We start from the raw sequence: 26,750 nt of genomic DNA, 5'->3' as shown, positions 1-26,750 counted from the left end.
GCAGGCGACCATTATAAACAGCTCGACGCCGCCAAATCAGGCGCATGAGAGGATGATCGACAATGAAGACAATGACCTGGGCGGCCGCGCTTCTTTCGCTGGCGGCGGCGCTTCAGCCCGCAAACGCCGCCGATAGTTTCTCCAGCACGCAGAAGGACGAGATCGGCGCTATTGTTCGGGACTATCTGCTCGAGCATCCTGACATGCTCATGGAGATGCAGCAGGCGCTTGAGAAGAAGCAGAACGAAGCGCGCATGGCCCAGGCCAAGATCGGCGTCGACGCCAACAAGGAGCTGATTTTCAATGCGCCTTACGATCTGTCGGTCGGCAACCCCCAGGGCAAGGTCACTGTCGTCGAATTCTTCGATTACAATTGCGGCTATTGCCGCCGCGCCATGAAGGACATGGACGTGATCGTGAAGTCGAATCCCGATGTCCGCTTCGTGTTGAAGGAATTCCCGATTCTCGGCCCCGACTCGGTGGCGGCTCATAAAGTGTCTGACGCCTTCCGCAACATCGCGCCCGAGAAATACGGCGAATTTCACCGCGAACTGCTGGGCGGCGACCATGCCGACGAAGCCCGCGCCATTGACGTCGCCAAGAAACTCGGCGTGACCGAAGACGCCCTGCGCGCCGAGATGGGCAAGCCCGGTTTCGACGCCCGGGTCCAGGACGCCTACAAGCTCGCCACCGATCTCGGCATTTCAGGCACCCCCTCTTATGTGATCGGCAATGAGGCGATTTTCGGCGCGGTCGGCGCAGACGCGCTTAACCAGAAGATCGCCAATGTCGGCCAGTGCGGCAAGACCGTCTGCTGATTTGTTGCAAAAGCCGGGAAAAGCGAATAAATGGCTTTCCCGGCCGTCCCGCCTGTGTACAACCAGTCTGGCGCCACGCGGCCCTTTCTCTGTCACCCTCCCCGGTCTATAGGAGGGGATGCGTGCATTCAGGAAGAATGGATGACCCAGACTGTCTATATTTTGAACGGCCCCAACCTCAATATGCTTGGCAAGCGGGAGCCGGGAATTTATGGCGCCGCCACGCTCGAGACCATCGCGGACGATTGCCGCAAGACGGGCGCGGAACTGGGTTTTTCGGTGGATTTTCGCCAATCCAATCACGAAGGCGTGCTGATCGACTGGCTGCATGAAGCCAATGACAAGGCCGTGGCCGCGCTGATCAATCCCGGCGCCTACGGCCATACGTCGATTGCGCTGCATGACGCGATCCGCGCCATCTCCATCCCGGTGATCGAACTGCATCTGTCCAACATTCATGCGCGGGAGGAATTCCGCCACAAGACCTGGACAGCGCCGGCGGTGAAGGGCGTGATCTGCGGTTTCGGAGCGCATTCATACATACTGGCCATGCAGGCCGCCAGGACGATCGTCACATAACGATAATAGGACATTGAAAAATGGCTGAGAAGAAGACGGGCATTGATCAGGCGCTGATCCGCGATCTGGCCAACATCCTCAAGGACACCGATCTGACCGAGATCGAAGTCGAGCAGGCGGATATGCGCATCCGCGTTTCCCGCAATATGCAGCAGGTGTTCGCCCAGGCCTCGATGCCGGCTTACGCCATGCCCGCGTCGCCGATGGTCGCGCCTGCCCCGGCGGCGGTCGCCGCAGAAGCCGCGCCCGCAGCGCCGGCAGGTTTCACACTTCCCTCGCCGATGGTGGGCACCTGCTACCATTCGCCGGCCCCGGGCTCCGCTCCCTTCGTGACTGTCGGTCAACAGGTCAAGGAAGGCCAGACCGTGCTGATCATCGAAGCGATGAAAACCATGAACCAGATCCCGGCGCCGCGCTCCGGCAAGATCGCCGCCATCATGGTCGGCGACGCCGCGCCCGTCGAATTCGGCGAGCCCCTGCTTGTGATCGAATAAGGCGGATCCCATGATCTCCAAGATCCTCATTGCCAATCGCGGCGAAATCGCCCTTCGCGTGCTGCGCGCTTGTAAAGAGCTCGGCATCGCCACTGTGGCCGTGCATTCGACCGCCGATTCGGACGCCATGCATGTGCGTCTCGCCGACGAGAGCGTCTGCATCGGCCCGCCGCCGTCGCGCGACAGCTATCTGAACATCCACCAGATCGTCGCCGCTTGCGAAATCACCGGCGCTGACGCCGTGCATCCGGGTTACGGCTTTTTGTCGGAAAACGCCAAGTTCGCCGACATCCTCGACGCCCACGGCATCACCTTTATCGGCCCGACGGCGGATCACATCCGCATCATGGGCGACAAGATCACCGCCAAGCAGACGGCGCAGGATCTCGGCATTCCGGTGGTGCCGGGTTCGGCCGGAGAAGTGCTGTCGGATGAGGACGCCATCAAGACGGCGCGCGAGATCGGCTATCCCGTGCTGATCAAGGCCACCGCCGGCGGCGGCGGTCGCGGCATGAAAGTCGCCAAGACCGAAGAAGACCTGCTGGAAGCCTTCAACACCGCCCGCTCGGAAGCCGCCAACGCCTTTGGCAACGACTCCGTCTACATGGAGAAGTATCTCGGCAAGCCGCGGCATATCGAAATCCAGGTGTTTGGCGACGGCGCAGGCAACGCCATCCATCTCGGCGAGCGCGACTGCTCGCTGCAGCGCCGGCACCAGAAGATCTGGGAAGAAGCCAATTCTCCGGCGCTCAATGTCGAGCAGCGGATGAAGATCGGCCAGATCTGCGCCGACGCCATGCGGAAGCTGAAATATCGCGGCGCCGGCACGATCGAGTTTCTCTATGAGAATGGCGAGTTCTATTTCATCGAAATGAACACCCGCCTGCAGGTGGAGCATCCGGTCACCGAAGCCATCACCGGCATCGACCTCGTGCACGAACAGATCCGTGTCGCCTCCGGCAACGGCCTGTCGGTCACCCAGGACGAGATCGTGTTTTCGGGCCACGCCATCGAATGCCGCATCAACGCCGAAGATCCCCGGACCTTCGTCCCCTCGCCCGGCACCATCACGCATTTCCATGCGCCTGGCGGCCTCGGCGTCCGCGTCGATTCCGGCGTCTATGCCGGCTACAAGATCCCGCCCTATTATGACAGCCTGATCGGCAAGCTGATCGTGCATGGACGCACCCGCGTCGAATGCATGATGCGCCTTCGCCGCGTGCTCGACGAATTCGTCATCGACGGCATCAAGACCACGCTGCCATTGTTCCAGGATCTTGTGTCCAATCCGGACATCGCCAATGGGGATTACGACATCCATTGGCTCGAACATTATCTGGCCAATGACTGACGGATCTGCGTGATGGCGCGTTCTTCGCATACTGCCGCCATCACGCCCGAAATCCTGCTCCGCGCCTATGCCGCGGGGCTGTTTCCGATGGCGGAATCCGCCGACGACCCGGAGATTTTCTGGGTCGAACCCGAGATTCGCGGCGTTATCCCGCTAGACGGCTTCCATATTTCCAAAAGCCTCGCCAAGACCATCCGCAAGCGCCCCTTTGACATCAGGGTCAACACCGCCTTCGATCAGGTGATCGCCAAATGCGGCGAACCCGCGCCGGATCGCCCCTCCACCTGGATCAATCCACTGATCCTGCTGCTCTACAAGGAACTGCACCGGCTGGGTTACGCCCATTCCGTGGAGACCTGGGAGGGGGATGAGCTGGTGGGCGGACTCTACGGCGTCTCGCTCGGCTCGGCCTTTTTCGGCGAGAGCATGTTTTCGCGCCGCACCGACGCCTCCAAGATCTGTCTCGTGCATCTGGTGGAGCGCCTGCGCGACAAGGGCTTCACGCTGCTCGACACACAATTCACCACCGAACATCTCAAGACATTCGGCGCGATCGACGTGCCCAAGCGCGACTATGAGAAATTGCTGGATCTAGCCATGCAGTCGCCGGATCTGGATTTCTGAACCTGATCGACGAACTCAATTGGCGTTGAAATCGCCAAAGTTTTGATCGGGATTGGTCAGATCCGGAAGGTTTTGCATGTCAACAGGCGCGTCGGGAGTGAGCGTGTCGCCATCGGCCGGCGGCGCGGGCTCAAGGCTCGGCGTCTGTGGCGCGTCGGCGGCCGGCGCCTCGGTCTTTGGATCGGGGATCGGCGTGGTGTCGATCTTGAAGCCGTCCGGAGCCGGCACGTCGGAGGACTGTTTGCAGCCGGTCAGCCAGATATCATAGATCGGATGGTCCACCGCGTTGAGGCCCGGAGAGGCGGCAAACATCCAGCCGCTAAAGATGCGACGGATCTTGCGGTCCAGCGTGATTTCGTCGACCTCAACGAAAGTGGACTGCTTTTGCGCTTCGGTTTCGTCGCGACTGAAACAGACGCGCGGCGTCACTTGCAGCGCGCCGAACTGCACGGTTTCATCCATGTAGACGTCAAAGGTGGTGGTGCGGCCGGTGATCTTGTCCAGCCCGGCGAATTCAGCCACGGCGTTCTTGATCTTCGCCGCCTCTGCCGGCGCGGAGGCCAGGCAAAATCCCATCAGGTACACGGCGGACAATAGCGTCCGCAGCCCCATCGCACGCGCCAATATCGATGTCATTCCGTTCACGTATCGCGGTCTCCGGCCATGCGGTGTGCGTTAGACGGCAATTATGGCCGGATGAAGGGAGGCCTCAGCCGCGCGGCGTCCAGGCGTCGTAATCGCCGGTCACGCGATCGCGCTCGCCGCCCGTGGCGAGAGAACCCTTGGGGCGATAGGCGGCGGCGGAACCGGTCGGGTTGGCGCGATGCGCCTTTTCCCAGTCGCGGGCGACATAGGACTGTTCGGTCGGCGGAACGTCGGTGCGGTAATGCATCCAGCCATGCCAGCCCGGCGGAATGGCGCTGGCGTCGGCGTAACCGTTATAGACCACCCAGCGACGGGTGCGGCCTTCGCTGTCCTTGCCGCCGGTGTAATAGGTGTTGCCCAACTCGTCCTGTCCCACCTTTTTGCCGAAGCGCCAGGTGTGAAACCGCGTGCCGATGGTTTGACCATTCCACCAGGTGAAAATCTGCAGGAGAAGCTTCATGAGTCGGGAACCCTGAATATGCGGCGCGAGACTCCCCGCGCCCGAAGGAATGCTCTGCTTATGCCGCCGCGCAGCAAGAAAGTCCAGCACTCTGTCTCGCAAAATGGTCTTGCTTCAGCTTGCAAAACGGTTCTGCCGCGGCCAATGTCCGCACCGGAGCGGCGCGATGCAATGCAAGGGGAGCGCGGGAGACGATGATGCGAATGTTCATGCGGGCGACAGTCGCCTTGGTTCTGGCAGTTGCGGCTGTGAGCGCGGCGCACGCCGACGGCATCGCCATCGTACAGGCCGTCGAACAATCCGGCGGCGTCTGCATCGGTGCGACAGCGGCGGAAGCCTTCGACTGCGCCAAGGACAAATGCGAAGCCGGCGGAGCGGTCCGCGAGGATTGCCTGGAAATGACCTGGTGCCAGAGCGGCTGGACGGTCGACGTGTTCATGCAATCCACCGAAGGCCCGCATTGGCATGAATATCATTGCGGCTGGTCGAGCCGCGCCGAAGCCGAAGCTGCCGGCCAACTGGCCTGCAATCCCGAACGCAAGACGCAATTGATGGAATGCGCCACCGCCCAGATCTACGATCCGGACGGCAAAGCGATGATGGAGAATTGAGAATGACAGATCTCGGCGATCTCGCCGCCCGCGCCCTCGGCGAAATCAGCGCCTGCCTCTACCAGACCGACGAGGCGGAACTGGAGGCGCTTGTTTCGCATCTGATGATTCCGCGCCGCGTCGCGATCTATGGCTGCGGTCGCGAGGGGTTGATGATGCGCGCGCTGTGCATGCGGCTCTATCATCTCGGTCTCGATGTCCACATGGTCGGCGATATGACCACGCCGCCGCTTGGAGCGGGTGATTTGCTGCTGGTCAGTTGCGGCCCCGGCTATCTCTCCACCGTCGATGCGCTGGCGAGGACGGCAAAGGCCGCCGGCGCGGAAATCGCCGTGATCACCGCAGAACCGGAAGGGGCGATTTCAACGCTCAGCGACGCCATGCTGACCATTCCCGCCCAGACCATGGCGCGCGACGAGGATCAGCCGACATCCTTCCTGCCGATGGGCAGCCTGTTTGAGGGCGCACAGTTCATGCTGTTTGAAATTCTGGTGATCCGGCTGCGTGACCGGATGGGCGAGACGGCGAACACCATGCGCGCCCGCCACACCAATCTGGAATGATCAGAAGCTCAGCGTCTTCTCGAGGATGAGCGCGGGGATGCCGGAATTCTGGGACCCGCAATTCTTGGTCCGGCCGACTTCGGCAAAACCGAGACCGGTGTAGAAGGCGATAGCGCGCTCATTCTTCGGCTCGACGTCGAGCCGCATGCGCTGGGCCGAGGGAAAGCAGGTTTCCACTTCGGCGAACAGGTCGCGACCGACGCCCTGCCCCGTCAGGCCAGGTTCGACATAGATCATGTGAAGAATGGCGACGTCGCTTTCGCCTTCAGCCATGGCCGCATAGGCCATGCCGCCGATCGCCTTGCCGTCGTCGGCCACCACGAATTCCGAATCGGGCCGCTTGAGCCGCGCCGAGAGCGCCGCGACCGAATGCCAGGCGGCGGTGATCTCACTGACCTTGTCGGCGCCATAGAGCGCGTCATAGGTCGCATGCCAGCTCCGCCCGAGAAGGGCGGAGACGGCTTTGAGATCGCCTTCCGAGGCTGTGCGAATGAAGAACATCCGCGATCAGTCTTCGAGGCCGAGCTTGGCCTTGACCAGCGCCTGCACCGCCTGCGGATTGGCCTTGCCGCCGGTCGATTTCATCACCTGGCCCACGAACCAGCCAGCCAGCGTCGGCTTGGCCTTGACCTTTTCGACCTGATCGGGATTGGCGGCGATGATGTCGTCAACAGCCTTTTCGATCGCGCCGGTGTCGGTGACCTGCTTCATGCCGCGGGCTTCGACGATCTCGGCGGGATCGCCGCCTTCGGTGAAGACGATTTCGAACAGATCCTTGGCCAGCTTGCCGGAAATAACGCCGTCCTTGATCAGATCGAGGATGGAGCCGAGCTGCAGCGGGCTGACCGGGCTGTCCTCGATGCCCTTGCCCGCCTTGTTGAGCGCGCCGAGCAGATCGTTGATCACCCAGTTGGCGGCGATCTTGGCGTCGCGGCCCTCGGCCAGCTTTTCGTAATAATCGGCGATCGCCTTTTCCGACACCAGGACCGAGGCGTCATAGACAGTCAGGCCGAGATCCCGAACGAAACGCTCTTTCTTGTCGTCGGGCAGTTCCGGCAGATCGGCCAGAAGCGTGGCGACGAAGGCGTTGTCGAATTCGAGCGGCAAAAGGTCCGGATCGGGGAAATAGCGATAGTCATGCGCGTCTTCCTTGGAGCGCATCGAACGGGTCTCGCCCTTGCCGGCGTCGAACAGCCGGGTTTCCTGATCGATCGAACCGCCCTCCTCCAGAATGGCGATCTGGCGGCGCGCTTCATATTCGATGGCCTGGCCGATGAAGCGGATCGAGTTGACGTTCTTGATCTCGCAACGGGTGCCGAATTCGCCGCCCGGCTTGCGCACGGAGACGTTGACGTCGGCGCGCATCGAGCCCTCGTCCATATTGCCGTCGCAGGTGCCGAGATAGCGCAGGATGGAGCGCAGCTTCGTCATATAGGCCTTGGCCTCGTCCGACGAGCGCATGTCGGGCTTGGAGACGATTTCCATCAGCGCCACGCCGGAGCGGTTGAGGTCGACATAGGACATGGTCGGATGCTGGTCATGCAGCGACTTGCCGGCGTCCTGCTCGAGATGCAGGCGCTCGATGCCGATTTCGATATCCTCGAACTGGCCCTGGCGATCCGGACCGAGCGAAATGACGATCTTGCCCTCGCCGACGATGGGATCCTTGAACTGCGAGATCTGGTAGCCCTGCGGCAGGTCGGGATAGAAATAATTCTTGCGGTCGAACACCGAGCGATGCTTGATCTCAGCCTTCAGGCCAAGCCCCGTGCGCACGGCCTGCTTGACGCATTCCTCGTTGATGACGGGCAGCATGCCCGGCATGGCGGCGTCGACGAGCGACACATTGGCGTTCTGCGGCCGGCCGAACTCGGTCGAAGCTCCCGAAAAGAGCTTGGACTGGCTGGTGACCTGGGCATGGACTTCCATCCCGATCACCACTTCCCAATCACCGGTCGCGCCGGCGATGAAACGTTTCGGATCGGGGGTGCGGACATCGACTATGCTCATTCTTGAAGCCTTCTTGCATGCATGACGCGTGGAACTTTCCGGTAGAGCAAATGCGTTTGTGAGGCAAGCGCCGAGTCCTGCTGGGACTGACGCAGGCTTGCAACGGGCGGGGAAAAATGCGGGACAACATGCACAGGTCGAGAAGCCGACAGGACGCCGAGGCTTCTATGAAAGTTTTCTTTCTGATACCGTTTTGGCGGAAAGCAGGTATAGAGAGGCCATGTTGAGTTTTAAGGCGTATATACGGGCCTCGACGTTGTTCGCGCTTCTGGCCCTGCCGGTCTATGAAAGCCCGGCCATGGCTTTCGAGATCTTCGGGATGAAGTTCTTCGAAGACGAGGACGATGCTGCCGCCGTGTCCGATCCGGTGCGCTACGCGCTGAGCTTCGATCCGGGCGACGCCGATCTACGAAAAGACCTCGAAGGCGCGTCGCTGCTGTTTCAGGAACAGGAAGATCCCGTGTCCGGCGATCTCGGCGTGGTCATCAAGGCGCGCGACGACCGTGATCGTCTGCTTGCCGCCCTTTACGAGCAGGCGCGCTATGGCGCGGTGATCGACATCAGCGTCAACGGCGTTCCAGTCGACGACGTGCCGCCTGTTCCCGACTTCCCGCGCGACAAGCCCGTGCCTGTGATCGTGAAGGTACAGCCGGGACCTGTCTTCAAGCTTGCCGAGACGAAACTCGGCGACGACGCGGCGAAATTCGATCCGCGCGATCTCGGATTGAAGACCGGCGACGCCGTGGGCGCGGGCCAGGTGATCACAGCCGCGGGTCGCGTGGTGGAGAATCTCGAAAAAGAGGGACGACCGCTCGCCAAGCTGACCGGCCGCGAACTCGCCGCCGACCACAAGACCAGTGAGACGACGGTGACCATCAATGCCGAAGGCGGCCCGGTGGCCGATTACGGCGATGTCTCCGTGAAAGGCTCCCGCACGGTCGATGAAGAATTCATCCGGCAATGGTCGCGCCTCAACAAGGGCGAACGCTATGATCCGGAGAAGGTCAAGCAGGCGACCGAGCGGTTGCGCAAGCTCGGCGTCTTCTCCTCAATCGCCATCACCAAATCCCACCGTCTGGACCAGAGCGGCCAGATCCCCATGGCGATCACGGTCGCCGACGGCAAGCAGCGTTATTACGGGTTTGGCGCGGAATTCTCGACCATCGACGGCATCGGCCTCTCGGCCTATTGGGGCCACCGCAATCTGTTCGGCGGGGCGGAATCGCTGAAGATCAGCGGCGCGGTGTCGCGTCTCGGCAGCACGCTGGACTGGAAGGAACTGGGCTACGATTTTTCCGTCCTGTTCTCCAAGCCCGCCGCCTTCAACCAGATCACCACTTTCAACGCCGGGCTAATCGCCAAGAACGAAAATCCGGACGCCTATCGCGCCTCCACCATCTCGCTGTTCGCCAACACCAGCTTCGACGTGACCGACAAGGATGTGGCGACAGGCGGCGTTGACCTGACCGCCAACCAGACCAAGGACGTGTTCGGAAAGAACGACTATCTCATCGCCTCCCTGCCGCTGACCTGGGCGCGCGACGCGACCGACAATCCACTGGACGCTACGGAAGGCTACAAGCTCAACCTCTCCGCCATTCCGAGCTATGAAGCGCTTGAAGGGACTCCGTTTTCCTCGTTAGAAGGCTCGGTATCAGGCTATTGGGGCATGGGCGAGGAAAACGGCGTGGTGCTGGCCGGCAAATTGTCGCTCGGCACGCTGGTTGGCGTCGACCAGTTGAAGGATGTGCCGGCGATCCGGCGCTTTTATGCGGGCGGCGGCGGCTCGGTGCGCGGCTACGCCTATCAAGAGATCAGCCCGCGCAATGGCGACGGCGACGCCACCGGCGGCCGTTCCTACGCCATCACCTCGCTGGAAGCGCGGGTGAAAGTGACGGAGAAGATTTCGGTCGTTCCCTTCATCGACATCGCCTCGGTCAACAAGGCGATGTATCCCGATTTCAGCGATTTCCGCGCCGGCTATGGCGTCGGCGTCCGCTACGCCACCGGCCTCGGCCCAATCCGCATCGATGTCGCCCTGCCCAGCAAGAAATATGACGACGGATCGTCCTTCGGCATCTATGCCGGCATCGGCCAATCATTCTGAGGAGGCGCTCGTGGCCCGTATGAGTTTCACCGCCTTCCTGTTTCGCAGCCTGCGCTACGGCCTGATCACGCTGCTGATCCTGGTCGCCCTGATCGGCGTCGTGATCGGCGCGCTCGGCTTCACCACGCGCGGCAACCAGTTTCTCGCCGATCAGGTCGCGGCCTTCCTCGAAAGCCCGGATCTGAAGCTCGACATCAACGGGCTGAGCGGATTGCTCGACGGTTCGGTGCATCTCGACGAGCTGACCGTAGCCGACAGCCGCGGCGTCTATGCCCGCGTCACAGATGTGGATCTCGCCTGGCGGCCGCTCGACCTTCTGAAGGGAAGGCTGCAGATCGACTCGCTCCGCGCAAAAGCGGTGGCTGTCTCCCGCATGCCGGTGACGACGGTGGAGAGCGTCGACGACGGCTCTTCCTCCGGCCTGCCAGTGGAAATCGCGTTGGACAGGCTGACGCTGCCGCAGATCGATCTCGGCGCGACGCTGATCGGCCGTGACGCCTCGCTGTCGGCGGAAGGCTCGGCGAAACTGTTGGCCAACGCCGTCTCCGCCGACCTGACCGCATCCGAACGCGCCCGGCCCGAGGCCCGCGCCCGCGCCGTGGTCGATTACCGGCTGGACAGCGGCGCGCTGAAGGCGGATGTCGACGTCGTCGAACCGGCCGGCGGCGTGATCGCCAATCTCCTGCAACTGCCCGGCCGGCCCGACGTGGCCCTGTCACTGAAAGGTGACGGGACGCTCGCCGACTGGCGCGGCGCGGCCACCGGCATGGTCGGCGGCCAGACTGTGCTGCGCATCGAAGGCGGCGCGGGCCGCGGGCCCGATGGCGCCGTGACGCTGTCCGTGACCGGCGGCGGCCAGTTCGCCGAACTCTTGCCGCCCGAAATCCGACCCTTCCTGACCGGCGACACACGCCTCGATCTCGACGCCAGCAGATCGACGGACGGCGCCATCACCATCTCCAAGGGCGCGATCGCCAATGACCGTTTCCGCATCGACGCGCAGGGCAAGCTCGATCCCAAGGGCGAGGCCGATCTGGCGCTGGCGCTCGTCCCCACAGATCGCGCTCTGACGCTTACCCTTCCCGGCAACGACGCCATCTCGGCGAGCCTGCGCGGCGCAAAACTGGCTCTCTCAGGCCCCTATCGCGCCGCAAAACTTTCGGCCGAACTGGACGCGGCCGAGATCAGGACGCCGCAGGCTGTATTGGCGGACACAAAGGTCACGGCTCGAAGCGACAGCCTCGATCTCGCAACGGCGTCGGGACGAATTGAATTTGCAGGCGACATCGGCGCGCTGACCATGGCTGACGCCACGGCGGCCAAAGTGCTGAATGGTCCGGCGCGGCTCTCGGGCGCAGCGGTGATCGACGCTGGGACAATCACTTTCGACAAGATCAGACTGGACGCGGCAAAGGCCAGCGCGGATGTCGCCGGCCGTTTCGATCGCGTCGATGGATCGGTCCAGGCGGATATCGCTGTTGACGCCGATCTCGCCGCCATCGCCCCGCCTGAGATGGCCGCGGCGCTGACGGGACAGACCAAACTCACCGGCTCCCTCGCCTATTCGGTTGAGACCGGAACCACGCTGGACGCCGTCACGCTGAAGGCCAAGGGGCTTGATGCAAGCGGTACAGCGTCGCTCGGCGCAGACCAGAGCCTGTCGGGCGCGTTCGACGTGACGCTGGCCGACGCCAGCCTTTTCGATCCCAAAGCGTCCGGCGCCGCCAAGGCCACGGTAACGCTTTCCGGCTCCCTTAGCGCGCCGAAGGCCGACTTTGTCCTGTCTTCGGACCAACTGACTTATGCAGGGCAAACGCTGAAAAACCCGGCGGCGACCGTCTCTGCGGCTCTGGACGGCGGCGGCGTAACGGCAAGCCTCAATCTCACCGCCGCCTATCGCGACCTGCCGCTGGCTCTTGGCGGTCGCGTGAACGCCGCCAAGGGCGCGGTCGCGCTGAAGGACATTACCGGATCCATCGGCAAGGCGTCACTGGGCGGCGACATCACACTCTCTGCCTCGGGCCTGCCCAAGGGTGAACTGGCCTTCAAGATCGACGATCTCGGCCAGTTGGCGGGCCTTGCCGGGCAGAAAGCCGAGGGCGCGCTGAGCGGAACCGCTAAGTTTTCCGACAGCAATGGCAAGATCGGCCTTGATCTGCAGGCCTCCGGAGACAAGATCGCCGCCCAGGGCGCGGTGCTCTCGGCGCCGAGCCTGACGCTGCGTTCGGACGATCTGCTGTCAAAAGCCGTGACGGGAGAACTCGCCGCCAACAGCTTGAATGCGCAGGGAAACACGGTCGTCTCGCCGAAGCTCGATCTCGCGCTTGAAGATAACAGACTGCGTTTCGATCTCGCCGCCGACCTTGATAAGGCTCCGCTCGTGGCTGCCGGCTCTGTGGATCTTGCCGGCCCCCAGCCCAGCGTGACGCTGGACCGACTGGAAGCCGCCCCGCGCGGCGTTCCCTTGAAGCTCGACGCCGGCAAAACTCTGGCGCTTAACGAGACTGGCGGCGTGAGGTTAGACCAGCTGGTCATCGCGCTCGGCGCCGGACATGTGACGGTGAATGGCGCGGCGGGCAGTCAACTCGATCTGACCGTGACCATCAAGGACCTGCCGCTCGATCGCGCCAACCAGTTTGTCGAGGGTCAGGCGATCGGCGGCTTCCTGTCCGGCACGGCGAAGATTTCCGGTGCGGCTGTCAATCCCACGGTGGATTTCGACCTGACCGCCACGGCGCTGACTGCGCGTCCGATGGCCGCCAATGGATTGCCGCCGCTCGATGTCGCGACATCAGGCCGCTATGCAGCCAAAGTCGTGACGGCAAAGGCCGCAACAACCATCCGCAACGAACCGGTCAACCTGGCGGCGCGGGTCGATATCTCCAAGCCCGGCCTCCGCATCGACGGCGTCGACATCAAGGCGGCGGGCGCAGATATCACCGGCTCCGTGGCTTTGGATACGGCCAACCAACCGACCGGCGATTTCCAGTTCAAGATCCCCGACGCCGGCAGGCTGGCCGCACTTGCCGGGCGCAAGGCGGAAGGCGCCTATGACGGCTCTGTCCGCATCGCGCCGATCGAAAACGGTCTCTCCGTCAAACTCGCGGCCAAGGGCGAGGTCCGCAAGCAACCGCTGGCGCTGTCGCTCGACCTCACCCGCCAATCCGGCGCGATCGCGCTACCGGCCTTCGATCTATCGCTCGGACCGAACAAGGCTGAGGGCGCGCTGGCGCTGAATCCGGAGCTGCTGCCGACCGGCAAGATCAGTTTTGACCTGCCGGATCTCTCGCTGCTCGCGGCCATGGCCGGGCAGACGGCAGAAGGCGCACTGAAAGACCAAGCCGACATCCGCGCAGAAAACGGCCTGCTTGCCGCCGACATCACCGCCAAAGGCGCGCTGCGCGGCCAGGAGATCGACATCAACCTCAAGGGCGCCCAGACCAAAGCCGGCGGCGTCTCCATCCCATCGCTCAACGCCATGATCGGCCCCAACAGAATCGCGGGCGCAATCGAACTCGACCCACAATACAAGCCTGAGGGCCAGATCCGCTTCACCCTGCCCGATCTCGCGCTGGTTGGCGCACTGGCCGGACAGAAGGTGACCGGCGCGCTCGATGGCGAAAGCCGTTTCGCCAGCAAGGGCGATGCGATTGAGGCGACCATCAAGGCGCGCGGCGAGCGGATATCCGGCTTCGGCGCGGAGATCAGAGGACTGAACGCCGACATTTCCTCCTCGGATCTGTTGCGCGGCGTCGTCACAGGCTCTGTGAAAGCCGACCGCATTGCGCAAGGGGCGAACGCCATCGACGCGCTGGCGCTGGATTTCGACCGTCAGGGCGCCGCCACGCGCTTCACCCTCGCTGCGAAACTCGACGGCGCGCCCGCCTCGACGAAGGGCAAACTGACGCCGGAGGGACAAGGCCTGCGGCTCGATCTCGATTCGCTGTCTGCTGCGCCGCGCGGCGTGCCGGTGAAACTCTCCGCTCCCGCCTCGCTCGGCATCGCCAATGGCAATGTCGATCTCGGCGACATCAAGCTGGCGCTGGGCGGCGGCAGTGTCTCCGTCAAGGGCTCCGCCGGTGGCGAAAAGCTCGCGCTCGAGGCGCGCATTTCCGCTTTGCCTGCAGCGCTCGCCAACACATTTTCGCCGGGTCTCGGCGCAAGCGGCGCGATCAGCGGAACGGCCTCCGTCGCAGGCGCCCCGGCCCAGCCGAAGATCGGCTTCGATCTCGCCTGGAAGGGCGCTGAAACCGCCCAGACCCGCGCCGCCGGCCTCGGCGCCTTCACGATCGCCGCCAAGGGCAGCACGAAGGGCGACACTCTCAGCGTCGACGTGACGGCCACGGGCGGCGGCGGCCTGAACGGCCGCGTCTCCGGCGCCGTCGGCCTGACGGGCGCGCGCAGCCTGGCGCTGAAGGCTGAGGGCAAGCTGCCCTTCGCCGCACTCGGCAGCCTCACCGCGCCGCAAGGCCTGGCGCTGAAGGGGGCGGCGGATTTCCAGCTGTCGATCTCAGGCCCCGCGACGAACCCATCGATCACCGGTCGGATCTCCACCAGCGGCGCCGAGGTGACGGTTATCCGCCAAAACCTTGTGATCAACAAGATCGCCGCGACCGTCGATCTCGACGGCAAGCAGGCGCGCATCTCCCGGCTGACCGGCAATTTCGCCTCGGGCGGCACGCTCGCAGTCGCCGGAACCATCGGCATCGCACCGGGCTCCAACTATCCCGCCAATCTCACCATCGATCTCAACCGCGCCGTCTATACCGACGGCCGCATCGTCGCCGCCAAGCTCGGCGGCAAACTGACGCTGACCGGCCCGCTCGTCGGCGGTCCGCAATTGGGCGGCGAAATCCGCATCAATCGCGCCGACATCACCGTGCCGCAGAGCCTGCCCGGCTCGCTCGGCAAGCTGAACATCCGCCATGTCGATCCGCCTGCCGATGTCGCAGCCCAAGCCAAGTCGATCGGCTCGAAGAAAGCCGGCGCAGAACAGGACGACGGCGCTGGAGACGACAGCGGATTGCGGCTCAACCTGACAATCTCGGCCCCGCGCCAGATTTTTGTGCGCGGCCGTGGGCTTGACGCCGAACTCGGCGGAAAACTGCGCGTCGCCGGCACGGCGGCGAGCCCGCGCGTCATCGGCGCTTTCACCATGCGGCGCGGACGCTTGTCGATCGTCGGGCGCCGGCTGGATTTCACCTCGGGCTCCATCTCCTTCACCGGCGGCATGATGCCGGCGCTTGATCTTGTGGCGACGTCAACAGTCAATTCGACCGCGGCGACCGTCAGCGTCACCGGACCGGCCAGCGACCCCAAGGTCACCTTCTCGTCGTCGCCTGCTTTGCCGCAGGACGAAATTCTGGCGCAATTGATTTTCGGACGCTCCGCCTCCAGCCTGTCGGCGGTGCAGATCGCCCAATTGGCGGATGCGGTGGCGACTCTGGCCGGCGGCCAGTCGTCCTCGCTGTTTGACAAATTGCGTCAGGGCCTCGGCGTCGACGACCTCGACATTGGCACGGACGAAAACGGCAACACGGCGCTGTCGGTGGGCAAATACATCAACAAGCGCACCTATCTGCAATTCCAGCAGGGCTCGGATTCGTCGTCGACGCGGGCGATCATCAATCTTGATGTCGGCAAGGGCGTCAAGCTCAAGGGTTCTGCCGGCGCGGATGGCTCCACCGGCGCGGGCGTATTCTACGAGAAGGAATATTGAGCTTTAGAACTCGCTGTAGACGCCTTGGGTTTCCACCGGCTGCAGACGCTTGACGAGACCGACCGTATCGACGTCGCGATCGAGCTGCGGCGACCAGGAGGCGGTCATCCAGCTGATCTCGTAGCCGTGGTGGCGCAGGAATTCGATCGCCTTCTCATTCTGGGAATGCGTCTCGATGGTGGCGACGTCATAGCCCTGGCCCTCGATCTCGCTTTCGAGCCGCGCCAACAGCAGCTTGCCGAACCCCTGCGATTGCCAGATCGGATCGACCCAGAGATCGCTGATGTGATTGTCGAGACGTTCGCGCGCTGCCCAAGCAGCGACCTGGCCGCCCTGTTCGGCGACATCGATGGTCAGGAAATTGTGAACGGTGAAGGAAAGAAAGGCGCGTTCGGCGTTGCGGCGCAGAAGTCCAATGTCGATCCATCCGGCGACCGCGCTTTCCCAGGCGCGCATGCCGATCGCGGCCAATTCCATCGCTTCGTCTTCCCGCGCGTTCCGGATGTTGGCCATCCACTCTCCTATCCTGTTCAACCTCAATCGAAATACGGATTCGGCGTTTGGTCAAGCGATGGAACGTGCAGCCGGCCCCGTTGACGTGTTTTTAAGCATGTTTTATGGAGAACGGGTGATAGGAGACTGGATGTCGAATTCATTGGAGCTTGTCTGAAGCATCCTGCCCGGATTTTTGTCCGTGCAGGAGTGAAATCATAGCCCGCCTCACCCGAGGCCCGGGCCGATTTGTCTTGCTCGTCTATCGAGCCTTCAGGGTTCCGACCATCATGGACATCACCCGCGCCGAACAGCGCATCCTCCACCTGCTCGCCCAGGGCGGCTTCATCGAACGCGACCGCCGCGCCAGCAAAATCTCCACCGTCCGTTGCTTCACCCGAGACGGCTGGCTCTATCCCGGCTTTGATCTCGACCTCTTTCGCAGATTGAAGCGACTGAGAGCGATCTCGTCGACATCCGGCCAACCCTACCGCATCACCGAACGCGGCCTGGCGCTGGTGCGGGCTCAGCTGGACAATCAGTAGGAATGGGTTGGTTGCGCCGCTGCGTATCGATTGGGGCGAAAAACTCTCCTTCGTCATGCTCGCCCTCGTGGCGAGCATCTGCCCACGCCGCGACACCCGCATCCGCACCGGACCCACAGCAGATCCTTGGGACAAGCCCAAGGAGGACGGCGGAGGCAAGAGCCTTGGTAGAGAGAAAGAAGAACGGTGTTTATCCGCTCACAATTTCCAGAATGAGTTCCGCAAGCGGTTCTTCTTTGCCGCCAAAACTGTCAATCATCGATTGGATCACGCGTTCCGGGGACAATAGGTCATCGTTGAAAGGCAGGCCCGCATTCTGCGCCAACAATGCAAGGAATGCCAGTTGCGTACGACCGTTACCCTCCCGAAAGGGATGAACGGCGTTGATGTCCGCAAGCGTTCGCGCCGCCCTCAAGGCGAATTCGGCAGGCGCAAGGCGACTGAAATGTCCTGATGCGGTAAGATCCGAAAATATTCGGCTCATTTCGCGATCAATTTATTCGGGATAGCAAAACCAGTTTCCACCCTTGCCGATCCGTATCGTCCTGGGTTTTCCCGCCCATCGGTAGACGTCCTGAAAGAGATGGCGATGAAGCGCCTTATAATGCTCGTAATCGAGGTTCCCCTGCGGCCAATCTTCGTCCGCGCGCGTCAGGAACATCGCAAGTTCGAATTCGTCGAGATCGTTTTGCGCGCGCAATCCCATCTTGTTTTTGAGAACGGTCGTTCCGGCGTAGCAAAGAGGATCGGATTCGGCGGTGTAGATCACAAGGCAGCGGTTTTCCTGGAGAATTGGGCCTTTATGGCAGCACGACGCTCATCCCCCGAACGGCCTTTGGTGTCGCGCAAAATTGCTTCCATGCGTGGCGAGAGCTTGAGCCCTTCCACCGCACTGATCTTCTCCCCACGCTCACTTGTCAGCTTGCTGCCGGTGACGAGAAATTGGCCGGTGTCAGCATTGCCCGAAATTTGTTTCTTCATGGCCATGAGGCTAGCACGGACTCGAAACGTCAGCAAAAAAATTTTGGTGTCACGGCCGAGGGTGATGAGATGGCCCGAGGAAACATGCAAGGCGGCGATCAACATCGCCGACCGATGCAGTTCGTTCCTCCATCATGCTCGCCCTTGTGGCGAGCATCCGCGCACGCCGCAACACGCGCATCCTCACCGGACCCGCAGCAGATCCTTGGGACAAGCCCCGGGGATGACGGATACGCATACCGAACGAAAAAAACCCGCCGGAGCAGCGCTCGGCGGGCCTTTGTCAGAAATCGTTTCGTCGGCTTACCACCACTTGGGCGCTTCGAACTTTCCGGCCGCCTGTTCGATCGCATGGGCGGTCGTGAACAGGGTTTCCTCGTCGAACGGCTTGCCGATCAGCTGCAGGCCAAGTGGCAGGCCCTTCTGGTCGAGGCCGGCGGGCACGGCGATGCCGGGCAGACCGGCCATGTTCACCGTCACCGTGAAGATGTCGTTGAGATACATCTTGACCGGATCATTGGCGAGCTCCTCGTCGGCGATGCCGAAGGCCGAGGACGGGGTGGCGGGCGTGAGAATCGCGTCGACGCCGGCGTTGAAGGCCAGTTCGAAATCCCGCTTGATCAGCGTCCGCACCTTTTGGGCGCGGATGTAATAAGCGTCGTAATAGCCGGCCGACAGCACATAGGTGCCGATCAGGATGCGGCGCTTGACTTCCTTGCCGAAGCCCGCGGCGCGGGTCTTCTCATACATGTCGAGAATGTCCTTGCCCTCGACGCGCAACCCATAACGCACGCCGTCATACCGGGCGAGGTTGGACGAGGCTTCCGCCGGCGCCACGATGTAGTAAGCCGGCAAAGCATATTTGGTGTGCGGCAGGGAGATGTCGACGATCTCGGCGCCGGCGTCCTTCAGCCAGGCGATGCCCTGCTGCCAGGCCGCATCGATTTCTTCCGGCATGCCCTCGACGCGGTATTCGCGGGGAATGCCGATCTTGACGCCCTTCATCGACTGGCCGAGCGCGGCTTCGTAATCCGGGACCGGCAGATCGACGGAGGTCGTGTCCTTGGAGTCGACGCTGGCCATGGATTTGAGCAGGATCGCGGCGTCGCGCACATCGCGGGCGATCGGGCCGGCCTGGTCGAGCGACGAGGCGAAGGCGACGATGCCCCAGCGCGAGCAACGGCCATAGGTCGGCTTGATGCCGACAGTGCCGGTAAACGCTGCCGGCTGGCGGATCGAGCCGCCGGTATCGGTGGCGGTTGCGCCAGCGCAGAGCTGAGCGGCGACAGCGGCGGCCGAGCCGCCCGACGAGCCGCCCGGCACCAGTTCGGCATTCGAGCCCCTGGCCTTCCAGGGGTTCTTGACCGGACCGTAATAGGAGCTTTCATTGGACGAGCCCATGGCGAATTCGTCCATGTTGAGCTTGCCCAGCATCACCGCGCCGTCATTGAACAGGTTCTGGGTGACGGTGGATTCATATTCCGGCTTGAAGCCGTCAAGGATATGGCTGCAGGCCTGGGTATGCACGCCCTTGGTGGCGAACAGATCCTTGATGCCCAGCGGAATGCCTTCGAGCGCGCCGGCATTGCCGGCGGCGATGCGGGCGTCCGACGCCTTGGCCTGTGTGCGGGCCAGTTCGGGCGTCACCGTCACATAGGCGTTGATGGCGGGATTGGCCGCTTCAATGGCGCTGATATAGGCGTCGGTCAGCTCGACGGCGGAAATGTCCTTGGCGGCGAGTTTTCCGCGGGCTTCGGCAATGGTGAGGCGTGTCAATTCGCTCATCGGTCGGTCACTTCATGTCTGGCGGGTCACCGCGCGTCAAAAGGGGAATGTCGAAAGCGGGAGGCGGCGAACCGCCTCGACCTTATTCGACCACTTTCGGAACCTGGAAGAAATTGCTGTCGGTCAAGGGCGCATTGGCAACGACCTTGTCGGCGATATTGCCGTCGGTCACCACATCGGCGCGCTTCTTCATCGCCATCGGCGTCACAGATGTCATCGGCTCGACGCCGTCGACATCGACTTCCGACAGCTGTTCGACGAAGCCCAGAATGGCGTTGAGTTCGCCGGTGGTCTTCTCGGCTTCTTCCTCGGTCACGGCCAGACGCGCAAGCCGCGCCACACGCTTCACCGTCGCCACATCAACAGACATGTCCTACTCCAAATATCATTCGCCTCGCCCGCTATAAAGCCGCCCGCCACGGCGCGCAACGGCTTTTTCCCCGACGGACGAGGCGATCGACAGATCAGAAGCTCAGGACTTCGCCGACCTTGGGCGCGGCGACTTTCGTCTTGTGGCCTTCCATGCCAGCCACGAATTTCTCCGCCGTCGGATCGAGCAGGCCGAAGGTGGCGTAATGGCAGGGAATGGCGGTTTCAAACGAGAAGAAGCGCTGGCAGGCGAGTGCGGCCACCGCCCCGCCCATGGTGAAGCGGTCGCCGATCGGCACGAGACCGATCTGCGGCTGGTGGAGTTCGTTGATCAGCGCCATGTCGGAGAAAATGTCGGTGTCGCCCATGGCGAGAACGGACGGCGCATCATCGAAATGCAGCATCAGGCCATTGGCGTTGCCGAGCGCATGCGAAACGCCGTCTTCGGTGACATGGGCCGAGGAATGCAGCGCATTGGTGAAGGTAGCTGAGAAACCGTTGAAGGCGATTGTGCCGCCGGTATTGCCCTGCTCGATCTTCTTGACGCCGCGATGGCCGAGCCAGGCGGCAAGATCGGCATTGGCCAGCACTGTCGCGTCGAGTTCGCCAGCCAGCGCGATCGTGTCGCCGACATGGTCCATATGGCCATGGGTCAGCAGGATATGGGTGACGCCCTTGGTCACTTCCTTGAGATCCTGGCCGGCAAAGGCGGGATTGTGGCTGAGGAACGGATCGATCAGGATCGTGGCGGACGCCGTTTCAAGGCGGAAGGCGGCATGGCCAAGCCAGGTGAGTTTCATATGTCGACCTTTCTGGGAGAATTGACTCGCAAACTGTTACGCAACACAAGCGCAAAGGTTCGTCAGCCATGTGAAGCTCTGGCTTTTTTATGTGGATGACGCTAGTCCGGCAAGATGAGCATTTTGACCATCGAAGACCTATCCACCTTTCTCGCGCCCGGCGACATCATCGCGGGGCTCGATCTCGGCACGACCACCATCGGACTTTCCTTGTCCGACAAGGGGCGGCGCTTCGCCAATCCCCGGCCGGTGATCAATCGCAAGAAATTCACGCTCGACGCCCAGGTGCTCTTGGCCTTCGCAGAGAAGGAGCAGGTGAAAGCTTTTGTGATCGGCCTGCCGATCAATATGGATGGCAGCTCAGGCCCCCGCGCTCAGGCGACGCGCGCTTTCGTGCGCACCATGGGCGACAAGACCGACATTCCCTTCACCTTCTGGGACGAGCGCCTGTCGACGGTGGCTGCAGAGCGGGCGTTGCTGGAAATGGACGTGTCGCGAAAGAAGCGGGCAGAGCGGATCGATTCCGCCGCCGCAACCTTCATTCTTCAGGGCGCTCTGGACAGGCTGTCGTCGATCGAAAGATCCGCCGCAGGCGAATGAGCCTCGCCTTTCCAGCGCCTGTAGGCGGCGGCGATCGTCTTGCGCCGGCGGAAGGCCAGGATAGAAAACAGCGCCAGACTATCGATGACGACAGCTTTCAGCACCAGCGGCGGAATATCCTCAGGCGGAATGCCCAGCACCTGGCCGTAGATCTCGAAGACGAGATCATGCAATTGCCGCGACAGGATCAGATAGCCGAAATTGATGTCGTAATAAGACAGCCAGTACCAGGAGCCGAGCAGCGTCAGCGGCAGGGCCCAGAGAATCAGTATCCATTTCATCGCGCCGCCTCCAGCCTGGGAAAGCGCGCCGACAGCATGGCGCCGAACAGCCGATCAAACAGCCCCATGGCCGAAATCGCCAGGAGAGGCGCGGTCAGATCCTGCGCGATCAGGCACAGGACGCCGCTGATGGCGATTGCCGTTCCGATTTTCGCAGCGCGTCTACGCATGACTCTCACGCCTGTTAACCCTGACCAGACAGTCACAGGTTAACATTTGAGGCGCAACGTAAACCATTTGTTAAGGTTAATTTACGGGGCCGCGCCTGTGGACGACCGCCCTCGCCTTCAGGGATAGACGCCGCGCACCAGCTTCTGCACCGCCTGTTCGACCTTCTTCCAGTCCTTCTCGGTCTTGAGCACGGTCGAGCCAAGACGTCCGGCCGCCTCAGTGGAGAGAACGATCTGCTGCACCGCGCCGAGGAGAATCGCGTTCATCAATCCGGTGTCGACGCCCTTGGGCGGCGCCATGCCCGCCCTCACCCGGGCAATCCAGTCGCCGAGCGCGCGGGCCCGAGCGTCGGCCAGCTTGCGCACCTGCGGGCTGTTCTCCGACATTTCCCAGGCGATGATTCTCTTCATCAGGGGATCGCTGCGCAGCGCTTCCATGAACAAGAGCAGCAGCCGCTCGACGAGGTCGCCATAGGTCAGCAGAAAGCCGCCGCCGCCATTGTCGGGCATCTTTTCCTCGACCCAGCCGGCAAGCTCGCGGCCGATCGCCTCGACCAGTCCGTCCATGCCGCCGTAATAGCGATAGATCAGCTGCTTGTCGCAGCCGGCGCGGCGGGCCACCGCGTTGACGCCGAATTTCTGAAAGCCGCCCTCGGCCAAGAGCTCCGAGGCCGCTTTCAGGATGCGCGCGGTGGTCGCCGCCCTGTCGCGCACGGGCGCGTCACCGCCGCCCATCATGTCCGTCGTATTCAGCATGCCCGCTCTCGCGCTCCGCAAAACAATCCGTTTTAACGACTTAATCCGGAAGATGCGGCCCAGGCAAATTGGTTAACGAAAGTTTTAGGGGATAAGTCACTTGATGGTGACGGCGTTGCTTGCCGTCACCCTCGGGCTTGTCCCGAGGGCCTGCCAAGGCGAAAGGGAGCATTCGACGAAACCGATGCAGATGCTCGCCACAGGGGCGAGCATGACGATCGAGAAGGCGATCCGAGTCGCCCTCCCCTCAAATCCTCAGTGACCCGAGGCCGGATAGAGCAGGTCGACGATAAACCGTGCGTCGAAGCGCGATTCCAGCATGCCGTAGGTCGAGCGCCAGCCGCCGGTCAGGCGGCTTTCGAGGAAGGCGTCGGCGATGCGGCCGGCGCCGAGGCGCACGAGTTCGGCCGATCCCGCGGCAAGCGCCAGTTGCTCGACCAGGAAACGCGCAGAACCTTCGTCGCGTTCGGTCAGCGCCAGCGCCGCGCGGAGCACGTCGACCGTCTTGGCGCCGGCCGGGCCGAGATCACGCGCGAGACCTGAAAACAACAGCTCGAACTGGTCGCGATGCTTGGACGCCACGCGGATGACGTCGAGCGCCATGACATTGCCGGAGCCTTCCCAGATGGCGTTGACAGGGGCTTCCCGATAATGCCGGGCGATCGGCCGCTCCTCGACATAGCCGCTGCCGCCAAGGCATTCCATGGCTTCATAGATCAGCGCCGGCGCGATCTTGCAGACCCAATATTTGATCACCGGCGTCATGATGCGCTGATAGGCCTGTTCCTCGGGGCTTTCGGCGGCGCCGTCAAAGGCCTGGGCCAGACGGAACACCAGCGCGGTGGCGGCGGCGACATCGAGCGCCATATCGCCGACCACCCGCGTCATAATCGGCTGGTCGACGAGGTTCTTGCCGAACACCGAGCGGCCGCGAATATGATGCACGACTTCGGCAAGCGAGGCGCGCATCAGCCCGGCCGACGCCACGGCGCAATCGAGCCGGGTCAGCGTGACCATGTCGAGAATGGTGCGGATGCCCTGATCGGGCGCGCCGAGCAGGAAGCCATAGGTGTTGGAGAACTCGACTTCGCTCGAGGCGTTGGAGCGATTGCCGAGCTTGTCCTTCAGTCGCTGGAAGCGCAGCCCGTTGCGGGCCCCGTCCTCGAGCAGCCGGGGAACCAGGAAACAGCCCATGCCCTCGCGCGTCTGCGCCAGCATCACGAAAGCGTCGCTCATCGGCGCCGACATGAACCATTTGTGACCCGACAAGCGATAGACATTGTCGCCCACCGGCTCGGCGACGCTGCGATTGGCGCGCACATCGGTGCCGCCCTGCTTTTCCGTCATGCCCATGCCGATGGTGAGGCCGGCCTTTTCATGCGCGGGCTTGTTGGCGGAATCGTAGCGTCGCGAGGCGATCTTGGAAAACCAGTTGCGCAGCGCCGTATCGTTGGCCTTGATCGCCGCGACGGAGGCGGAGGTCATGGTCAGCGGGCAGAGATGGCCGCATTCGAGCTGGGCGGTCAGGAAAAAGCGCACAGCGCGGGCGCGGTGCGCAGCGCCCTTCTCATCCGGCTTGTTTTCCCAGATCGACGAGGTCAGGCCGTTCGAGACGGAACGGCGCATCAGCGCATGCCAGGCGGGATGGAAATCGACGACATCGAGACGTTCGCCGCGTGGACCATGCGTGCGGAGCTTGGGAACGCCCTCATTGGCCATGCGCGCCAGTTCCTGCGCCTCATGCGAGGTGACGAAGCGACCGATCAGGTCAAACTCATCACGCACCGTCCGATGCAGTTGCGAGGAAATATCCACCAGAAGCGGATCGGAGCGATAGGCGTTGACGCCGCTCCACGGCTGCGGCTGGTTGAGTTCTTCAGGCGTCAGGTCGAGATCGGGGTTGCTCATAATGGCCATTTACGCGGATTCGCCCGCATTGCCATGGGCCTGGGCCCCCGCATATGGTGAATCCCTGTTGAAAACGGGAATAGAACCCAACCTTACGGAGATAAAACCGGCATTTCAAGCCGATGCTCCCGGCCGATCACGCCGACAACGCTGCGGCGGCCGAGTTCTTCGCCTCGATCTGGTCTAGACAGTCGACCACGGCGTCGAAGGTGAGCATGGTCGAGGTGTGGCGGGCCTTGTAATCCTTGACCGGCTTCAGATAACGCATGTCCTCGAAACGGCCCACAGGTCCCTCGCCGCCATCCTTCAGCATCGCCAGCATGTCGCGGCGCGCCATCCGGATTTCCTCGGCGCTCGCCCCCATCACATGCCGGGCCATAATCGAGGACGAGGCCTGGCCGAGCGCGCAGGCCTTGACCACATGGGAGAAACCGTTGACGCGGTCGCCATCCATCTTGACGAACACCTTGACCTTGGAGCCGCACAGTTTGGAATGCGCCTGCGCGGATGCGTCGGCGTCGGCCAACTCCCCCGTGGCGGGGATATTGCCGGCAAATTCGAGAATCTTCGCGTTGTAGATGTCGTCCATCGCTCTATCGCAACATTTTCGTTTGCTGACCTGAACCGGGCATGATTTTCCACCGTATCATCGAAAAAGACAACAGTCCCCTTTGCGGCATAGGTTCGCATACTATATGTTATGTCGCGATGGGGTGACAGAGTTTCAAGGAAATCTGTTACCTGTTGTCTGGGAAACCGTGCGGAGGATTTCATTGCCCGGCAATGAAATGCGATGCCCCGGAGCCCGCCAACGGTGCCCATGCCTGAAGCGTCAGGAAAATGGCCAGAGGCGAGTAGTCCGTTCCGATTACCGAGGTTCCAAAAGGGATCAAGAGGCCATTATGGACGCGATCGTGAAGAAATTTTCGCGCGACGAAGAATTTTCGCGCACACCCACAAAGCAGGAAGCCGAAGAGGCGGTGCGCACCTTGCTGCGCTTCATCGGCGAGGACCCCGAACGCGAGGGTCTGCTGGACACGCCATCGCGCGTGGTCAAGGCCTATGGCGAACTGTTCGGCGGCTACAAGGCCGACGCCGAAGAAGTACTCGGCCGCACCTTTGAGGAAGTGGCGGGCTATGACGACATGGTCATGGTGCGCGACATTCCGTTTTTCTCGCATTGCGAGCATCATATGGTGCCGATCATCGGCAAGGCGCATGTCGCCTATCTGCCGGATGGACGCGTGCTCGGCCTGTCCAAGATCGCCCGCGTCGTGGACATCTACGCCAAGCGTCTGCAGACGCAGGAATCGATGACGGCGCAGATCGCCAAGGCGATCGAGGGAACGTTGCGCCCGCGCGGCGTGGCGGTGCTGATCGAGGCCGATCACATGTGCATGGCCATGCGCGGCGTCAATAAGCTCGGCGCCTCCACCATGACCACCACCTTTACCGGCGAATTCAAGACCGACCCGCGCGAACAGGCGCGGTTCATGTCGATGCTTCGCGGTTTCAAATAATCGGAACGAGAATGACGATCGCATTCGATCCGCCGCCCGCCGACAAGGTCGCGCTCGAAGAAGGCGTGAGCTTCACGCCGAAATTCGACCAACATGGGCTGATCACTGCGATCGTCACCGATTTTCACGACGGCGCGTTGCTGATGGTCGGGCATATGAACGCCGAGGCGCTGGCGCTGACGCTCGAAACCGGCGTGGTGCATTATTTCAGCCGCTCGCGCGGCAAGCTGTGGAAAAAAGGCGAGACCTCCGGCAATCTTCAGCATGTGGTCGAAATTCTCACCGATTGCGATCAGGACGCGCTGCAGGTGAAGGTCAAGGTCGCGGGCCATGACGCCACCTGCCATACCGGTCGCCGGTCCTGCTTCTATCGCGCCGTAACGCTGAAGGACGGCGCGCCGACGCTTGAAATCGTCGACGACCACCGGCATTTCGAGCCTGAAACGGTCTACAAGACCTGATTTTCAGGTTGATCCCTCGGCGTTTGCACGCTTGTTGAGCAGATCCAATTGCGCTTCGCCATTTATTAACCGGGCCGCGCAACACTGTCTGCATTGACAGA

At 62.5% G+C, this 26,750-nt stretch carries 28 protein-coding genes and 1 pseudogene; 13 read left to right on the top strand and 16 right to left on the bottom strand.

The features are described 5' to 3' along the window. Positions 1 to 62 precede the first annotated feature (62 nt). The 5 genes from M2360_RS22220 (at position 63) to aat (ending at position 3,866) form a co-directional block, all read left to right on the top strand. Complete coding sequence (locus tag M2360_RS22220; protein WP_280777564.1) at positions 63 to 818, top strand: DsbA family protein; 756 nt, start codon at positions 63 to 65, stop codon at positions 816 to 818. Between the two features lie 141 nt (positions 819 to 959). Next, positions 960 to 1,397, top strand: a complete 438-nt coding sequence (gene aroQ, locus M2360_RS22215) for a type II 3-dehydroquinate dehydratase (protein WP_280777563.1) — start codon at positions 960 to 962, stop codon at positions 1,395 to 1,397. Between the two features lie 20 nt (positions 1,398 to 1,417). Then, complete coding sequence (gene accB, locus M2360_RS22210) at positions 1,418 to 1,891, top strand: acetyl-CoA carboxylase biotin carboxyl carrier protein (RefSeq protein WP_280777562.1); 474 nt, start codon at positions 1,418 to 1,420, stop codon at positions 1,889 to 1,891. Between the two features lie 10 nt (positions 1,892 to 1,901). Then, positions 1,902 to 3,242: an acetyl-CoA carboxylase biotin carboxylase subunit gene (gene accC, locus M2360_RS22205; RefSeq protein ID WP_280777561.1), complete on the top strand. Its 1,341-nt coding sequence runs from the start codon at positions 1,902 to 1,904 to the stop codon at positions 3,240 to 3,242. 12 nt (positions 3,243 to 3,254) lie between these two features. Continuing rightward, entirely contained in the window at positions 3,255 to 3,866 is a 612-nt protein-coding gene (gene aat, locus M2360_RS22200; RefSeq protein ID WP_280777560.1) for a leucyl/phenylalanyl-tRNA--protein transferase, read from the top strand. Positions 3,867 to 4,076: 210 nt separating this feature from the next. On the opposite strand, the pseudogene M2360_RS26830 reads toward aat, so the two are convergent. Continuing rightward, a pseudogene (locus M2360_RS26830) lies at positions 4,077 to 4,442 on the bottom strand (DUF2155 domain-containing protein); the annotation flags it as partial. A 133-nt stretch (positions 4,443 to 4,575) separates the two neighbouring features. Then, on the bottom strand, positions 4,576 to 4,971 hold the full coding sequence (locus M2360_RS22190) for an NADH:ubiquinone oxidoreductase subunit NDUFA12 (protein WP_280777559.1): 396 nt from the start codon (positions 4,969 to 4,971) through the stop codon (positions 4,576 to 4,578). A 197-nt stretch (positions 4,972 to 5,168) separates the two neighbouring features. On the opposite strand from M2360_RS22190, the gene M2360_RS22185 reads away from it, so the two are divergent. After that, positions 5,169 to 5,582, top strand: a complete 414-nt coding sequence (locus M2360_RS22185) for a hypothetical protein (RefSeq protein ID WP_280777558.1) — start codon at positions 5,169 to 5,171, stop codon at positions 5,580 to 5,582. Between the two features lie 2 nt (positions 5,583 to 5,584). Then, positions 5,585 to 6,145, top strand: a complete 561-nt coding sequence (gene hxlB / locus M2360_RS22180; RefSeq protein ID WP_280777557.1) for a 6-phospho-3-hexuloisomerase — start codon at positions 5,585 to 5,587, stop codon at positions 6,143 to 6,145. Here hxlB and M2360_RS22175 read toward each other — a convergent pair whose 3' ends face one another. After that, positions 6,146 to 6,646, bottom strand: a complete 501-nt coding sequence (locus tag M2360_RS22175; RefSeq protein ID WP_280777556.1) for a GNAT family N-acetyltransferase — start codon at positions 6,644 to 6,646, stop codon at positions 6,146 to 6,148. It abuts the gene before it with no gap. A 6-nt stretch (positions 6,647 to 6,652) separates the two neighbouring features. After that, on the bottom strand, positions 6,653 to 8,155 hold the full coding sequence (gene gatB / locus M2360_RS22170) for an Asp-tRNA(Asn)/Glu-tRNA(Gln) amidotransferase subunit GatB (RefSeq protein ID WP_280777555.1): 1,503 nt from the start codon (positions 8,153 to 8,155) through the stop codon (positions 6,653 to 6,655). Between the two features lie 298 nt (positions 8,156 to 8,453). On the opposite strand from gatB, the gene M2360_RS22165 reads away from it, so the two are divergent. After that, positions 8,454 to 10,262 carry an autotransporter assembly complex family protein gene (locus tag M2360_RS22165; RefSeq protein ID WP_280777587.1) on the top strand — a complete coding sequence of 603 codons (1,809 nt, stop codon included), beginning with the start codon at positions 8,454 to 8,456 and terminating at the stop codon, positions 10,260 to 10,262. Positions 10,263 to 10,281: 19 nt separating this feature from the next. Beyond that, on the top strand, positions 10,282 to 15,981 hold the full coding sequence (locus tag M2360_RS22160; protein WP_280777586.1) for a translocation/assembly module TamB domain-containing protein: 5,700 nt from the start codon (positions 10,282 to 10,284) through the stop codon (positions 15,979 to 15,981). Between the two features lie 3 nt (positions 15,982 to 15,984). Here M2360_RS22160 and M2360_RS22155 read toward each other — a convergent pair whose 3' ends face one another. Then, the gene (locus M2360_RS22155) at positions 15,985 to 16,494 is read right to left on the bottom strand and encodes a GNAT family N-acetyltransferase (RefSeq protein WP_280777554.1); all 510 of its coding nucleotides are present in this window, start codon (positions 16,492 to 16,494) and stop codon (positions 15,985 to 15,987) included. Between the two features lie 269 nt (positions 16,495 to 16,763). On the opposite strand from M2360_RS22155, the gene M2360_RS22150 reads away from it, so the two are divergent. Then, positions 16,764 to 17,018, top strand: a complete 255-nt coding sequence (locus M2360_RS22150) for a YjhX family toxin (RefSeq protein WP_280777553.1) — start codon at positions 16,764 to 16,766, stop codon at positions 17,016 to 17,018. 190 nt (positions 17,019 to 17,208) lie between these two features. Here the strand turns inward: M2360_RS22150 and M2360_RS26825 are convergent, their stop codons facing one another. The 6 genes from M2360_RS26825 to M2360_RS22125 form a co-directional block, all read right to left on the bottom strand. Further along, positions 17,209 to 17,502, bottom strand: a complete 294-nt coding sequence (locus M2360_RS26825) for a Fic family protein (protein WP_348529573.1) — start codon at positions 17,500 to 17,502, stop codon at positions 17,209 to 17,211. A gap of 12 nt (positions 17,503 to 17,514) precedes the next feature. Beyond that, a complete protein-coding gene (locus M2360_RS26820; protein ID WP_348529572.1) occupies positions 17,515 to 17,787 on the bottom strand; it encodes a hypothetical protein in 273 nt (90 codons plus the stop codon). Then, positions 17,784 to 18,104 carry a hypothetical protein gene (locus M2360_RS22140; protein ID WP_280777552.1) on the bottom strand — a complete coding sequence of 107 codons (321 nt, stop codon included), beginning with the start codon at positions 18,102 to 18,104 and terminating at the stop codon, positions 17,784 to 17,786. The genes M2360_RS26820 and M2360_RS22140 overlap by 4 nt, the downstream gene beginning before the upstream one ends. 198 nt (positions 18,105 to 18,302) lie before the next feature. Continuing rightward, positions 18,303 to 19,784 (bottom strand): Asp-tRNA(Asn)/Glu-tRNA(Gln) amidotransferase subunit GatA, encoded by a 1,482-nt coding sequence (gatA, locus tag M2360_RS22135; RefSeq protein WP_280777551.1) that lies wholly within the window; start codon positions 19,782 to 19,784, stop codon positions 18,303 to 18,305. An 82-nt stretch (positions 19,785 to 19,866) separates the two neighbouring features. Next, complete coding sequence (gatC, locus tag M2360_RS22130) at positions 19,867 to 20,154, bottom strand: Asp-tRNA(Asn)/Glu-tRNA(Gln) amidotransferase subunit GatC (RefSeq protein WP_280777550.1); 288 nt, start codon at positions 20,152 to 20,154, stop codon at positions 19,867 to 19,869. Between the two features lie 94 nt (positions 20,155 to 20,248). Then, positions 20,249 to 20,953 carry a metal-dependent hydrolase gene (locus M2360_RS22125; protein ID WP_280777549.1) on the bottom strand — a complete coding sequence of 235 codons (705 nt, stop codon included), beginning with the start codon at positions 20,951 to 20,953 and terminating at the stop codon, positions 20,249 to 20,251. 114 nt (positions 20,954 to 21,067) lie between these two features. Between M2360_RS22125 and ruvX the strand changes: the two genes are divergently transcribed. After that, entirely contained in the window at positions 21,068 to 21,553 is a 486-nt protein-coding gene (ruvX, locus tag M2360_RS22120; protein ID WP_280777548.1) for a Holliday junction resolvase RuvX, read from the top strand. On the opposite strand, the gene M2360_RS22115 is transcribed toward ruvX, so the two are convergent. The 5 genes from M2360_RS22115 to M2360_RS22095 all read right to left on the bottom strand — a co-directional run bounded on the left by M2360_RS22115 (position 21,499) and on the right by M2360_RS22095 (position 25,257). Then, the gene (locus M2360_RS22115) at positions 21,499 to 21,834 is read right to left on the bottom strand and encodes a DUF6105 family protein (RefSeq protein ID WP_280777547.1); all 336 of its coding nucleotides are present in this window, start codon (positions 21,832 to 21,834) and stop codon (positions 21,499 to 21,501) included. The genes ruvX and M2360_RS22115 overlap by 55 nt on opposite strands. After that, positions 21,831 to 22,004: a hypothetical protein gene (locus M2360_RS22110; RefSeq protein WP_280777546.1), complete on the bottom strand. Its 174-nt coding sequence runs from the start codon at positions 22,002 to 22,004 to the stop codon at positions 21,831 to 21,833. Before M2360_RS22110 ends, M2360_RS22115 begins: the two co-directional genes overlap by 4 nt. A gap of 117 nt (positions 22,005 to 22,121) precedes the next feature. Continuing rightward, a complete protein-coding gene (locus M2360_RS22105; protein WP_280777545.1) occupies positions 22,122 to 22,760 on the bottom strand; it encodes a TetR/AcrR family transcriptional regulator in 639 nt (212 codons plus the stop codon). Between the two features lie 255 nt (positions 22,761 to 23,015). Continuing rightward, positions 23,016 to 24,668 carry an acyl-CoA dehydrogenase family protein gene (locus M2360_RS22100; RefSeq protein WP_280777585.1) on the bottom strand — a complete coding sequence of 551 codons (1,653 nt, stop codon included), beginning with the start codon at positions 24,666 to 24,668 and terminating at the stop codon, positions 23,016 to 23,018. A 136-nt stretch (positions 24,669 to 24,804) separates the two neighbouring features. Further along, a complete protein-coding gene (locus tag M2360_RS22095; RefSeq protein ID WP_280777544.1) occupies positions 24,805 to 25,257 on the bottom strand; it encodes an iron-sulfur cluster assembly scaffold protein in 453 nt (150 codons plus the stop codon). A gap of 313 nt (positions 25,258 to 25,570) precedes the next feature. On the opposite strand from M2360_RS22095, the gene folE reads away from it, so the two are divergent. After that, positions 25,571 to 26,188, top strand: a complete 618-nt coding sequence (folE, locus tag M2360_RS22090) for a GTP cyclohydrolase I FolE (RefSeq protein WP_280777543.1) — start codon at positions 25,571 to 25,573, stop codon at positions 26,186 to 26,188. A gap of 11 nt (positions 26,189 to 26,199) precedes the next feature. Beyond that, positions 26,200 to 26,649: a phosphoribosyl-AMP cyclohydrolase gene (gene hisI / locus M2360_RS22085; protein ID WP_280777542.1), complete on the top strand. Its 450-nt coding sequence runs from the start codon at positions 26,200 to 26,202 to the stop codon at positions 26,647 to 26,649. The last annotated feature ends 101 nt before the right edge of the window (positions 26,650 to 26,750 follow it).

It is taken from the genome of Rhizobium sp. SG_E_25_P2, assembly GCF_029892285.1.
Taxonomy (GTDB): domain Bacteria; phylum Pseudomonadota; class Alphaproteobacteria; order Rhizobiales; family Rhizobiaceae; genus Rhizobium_E.
This window is presented reverse-complemented; position numbering and strand designations above follow the sequence as displayed.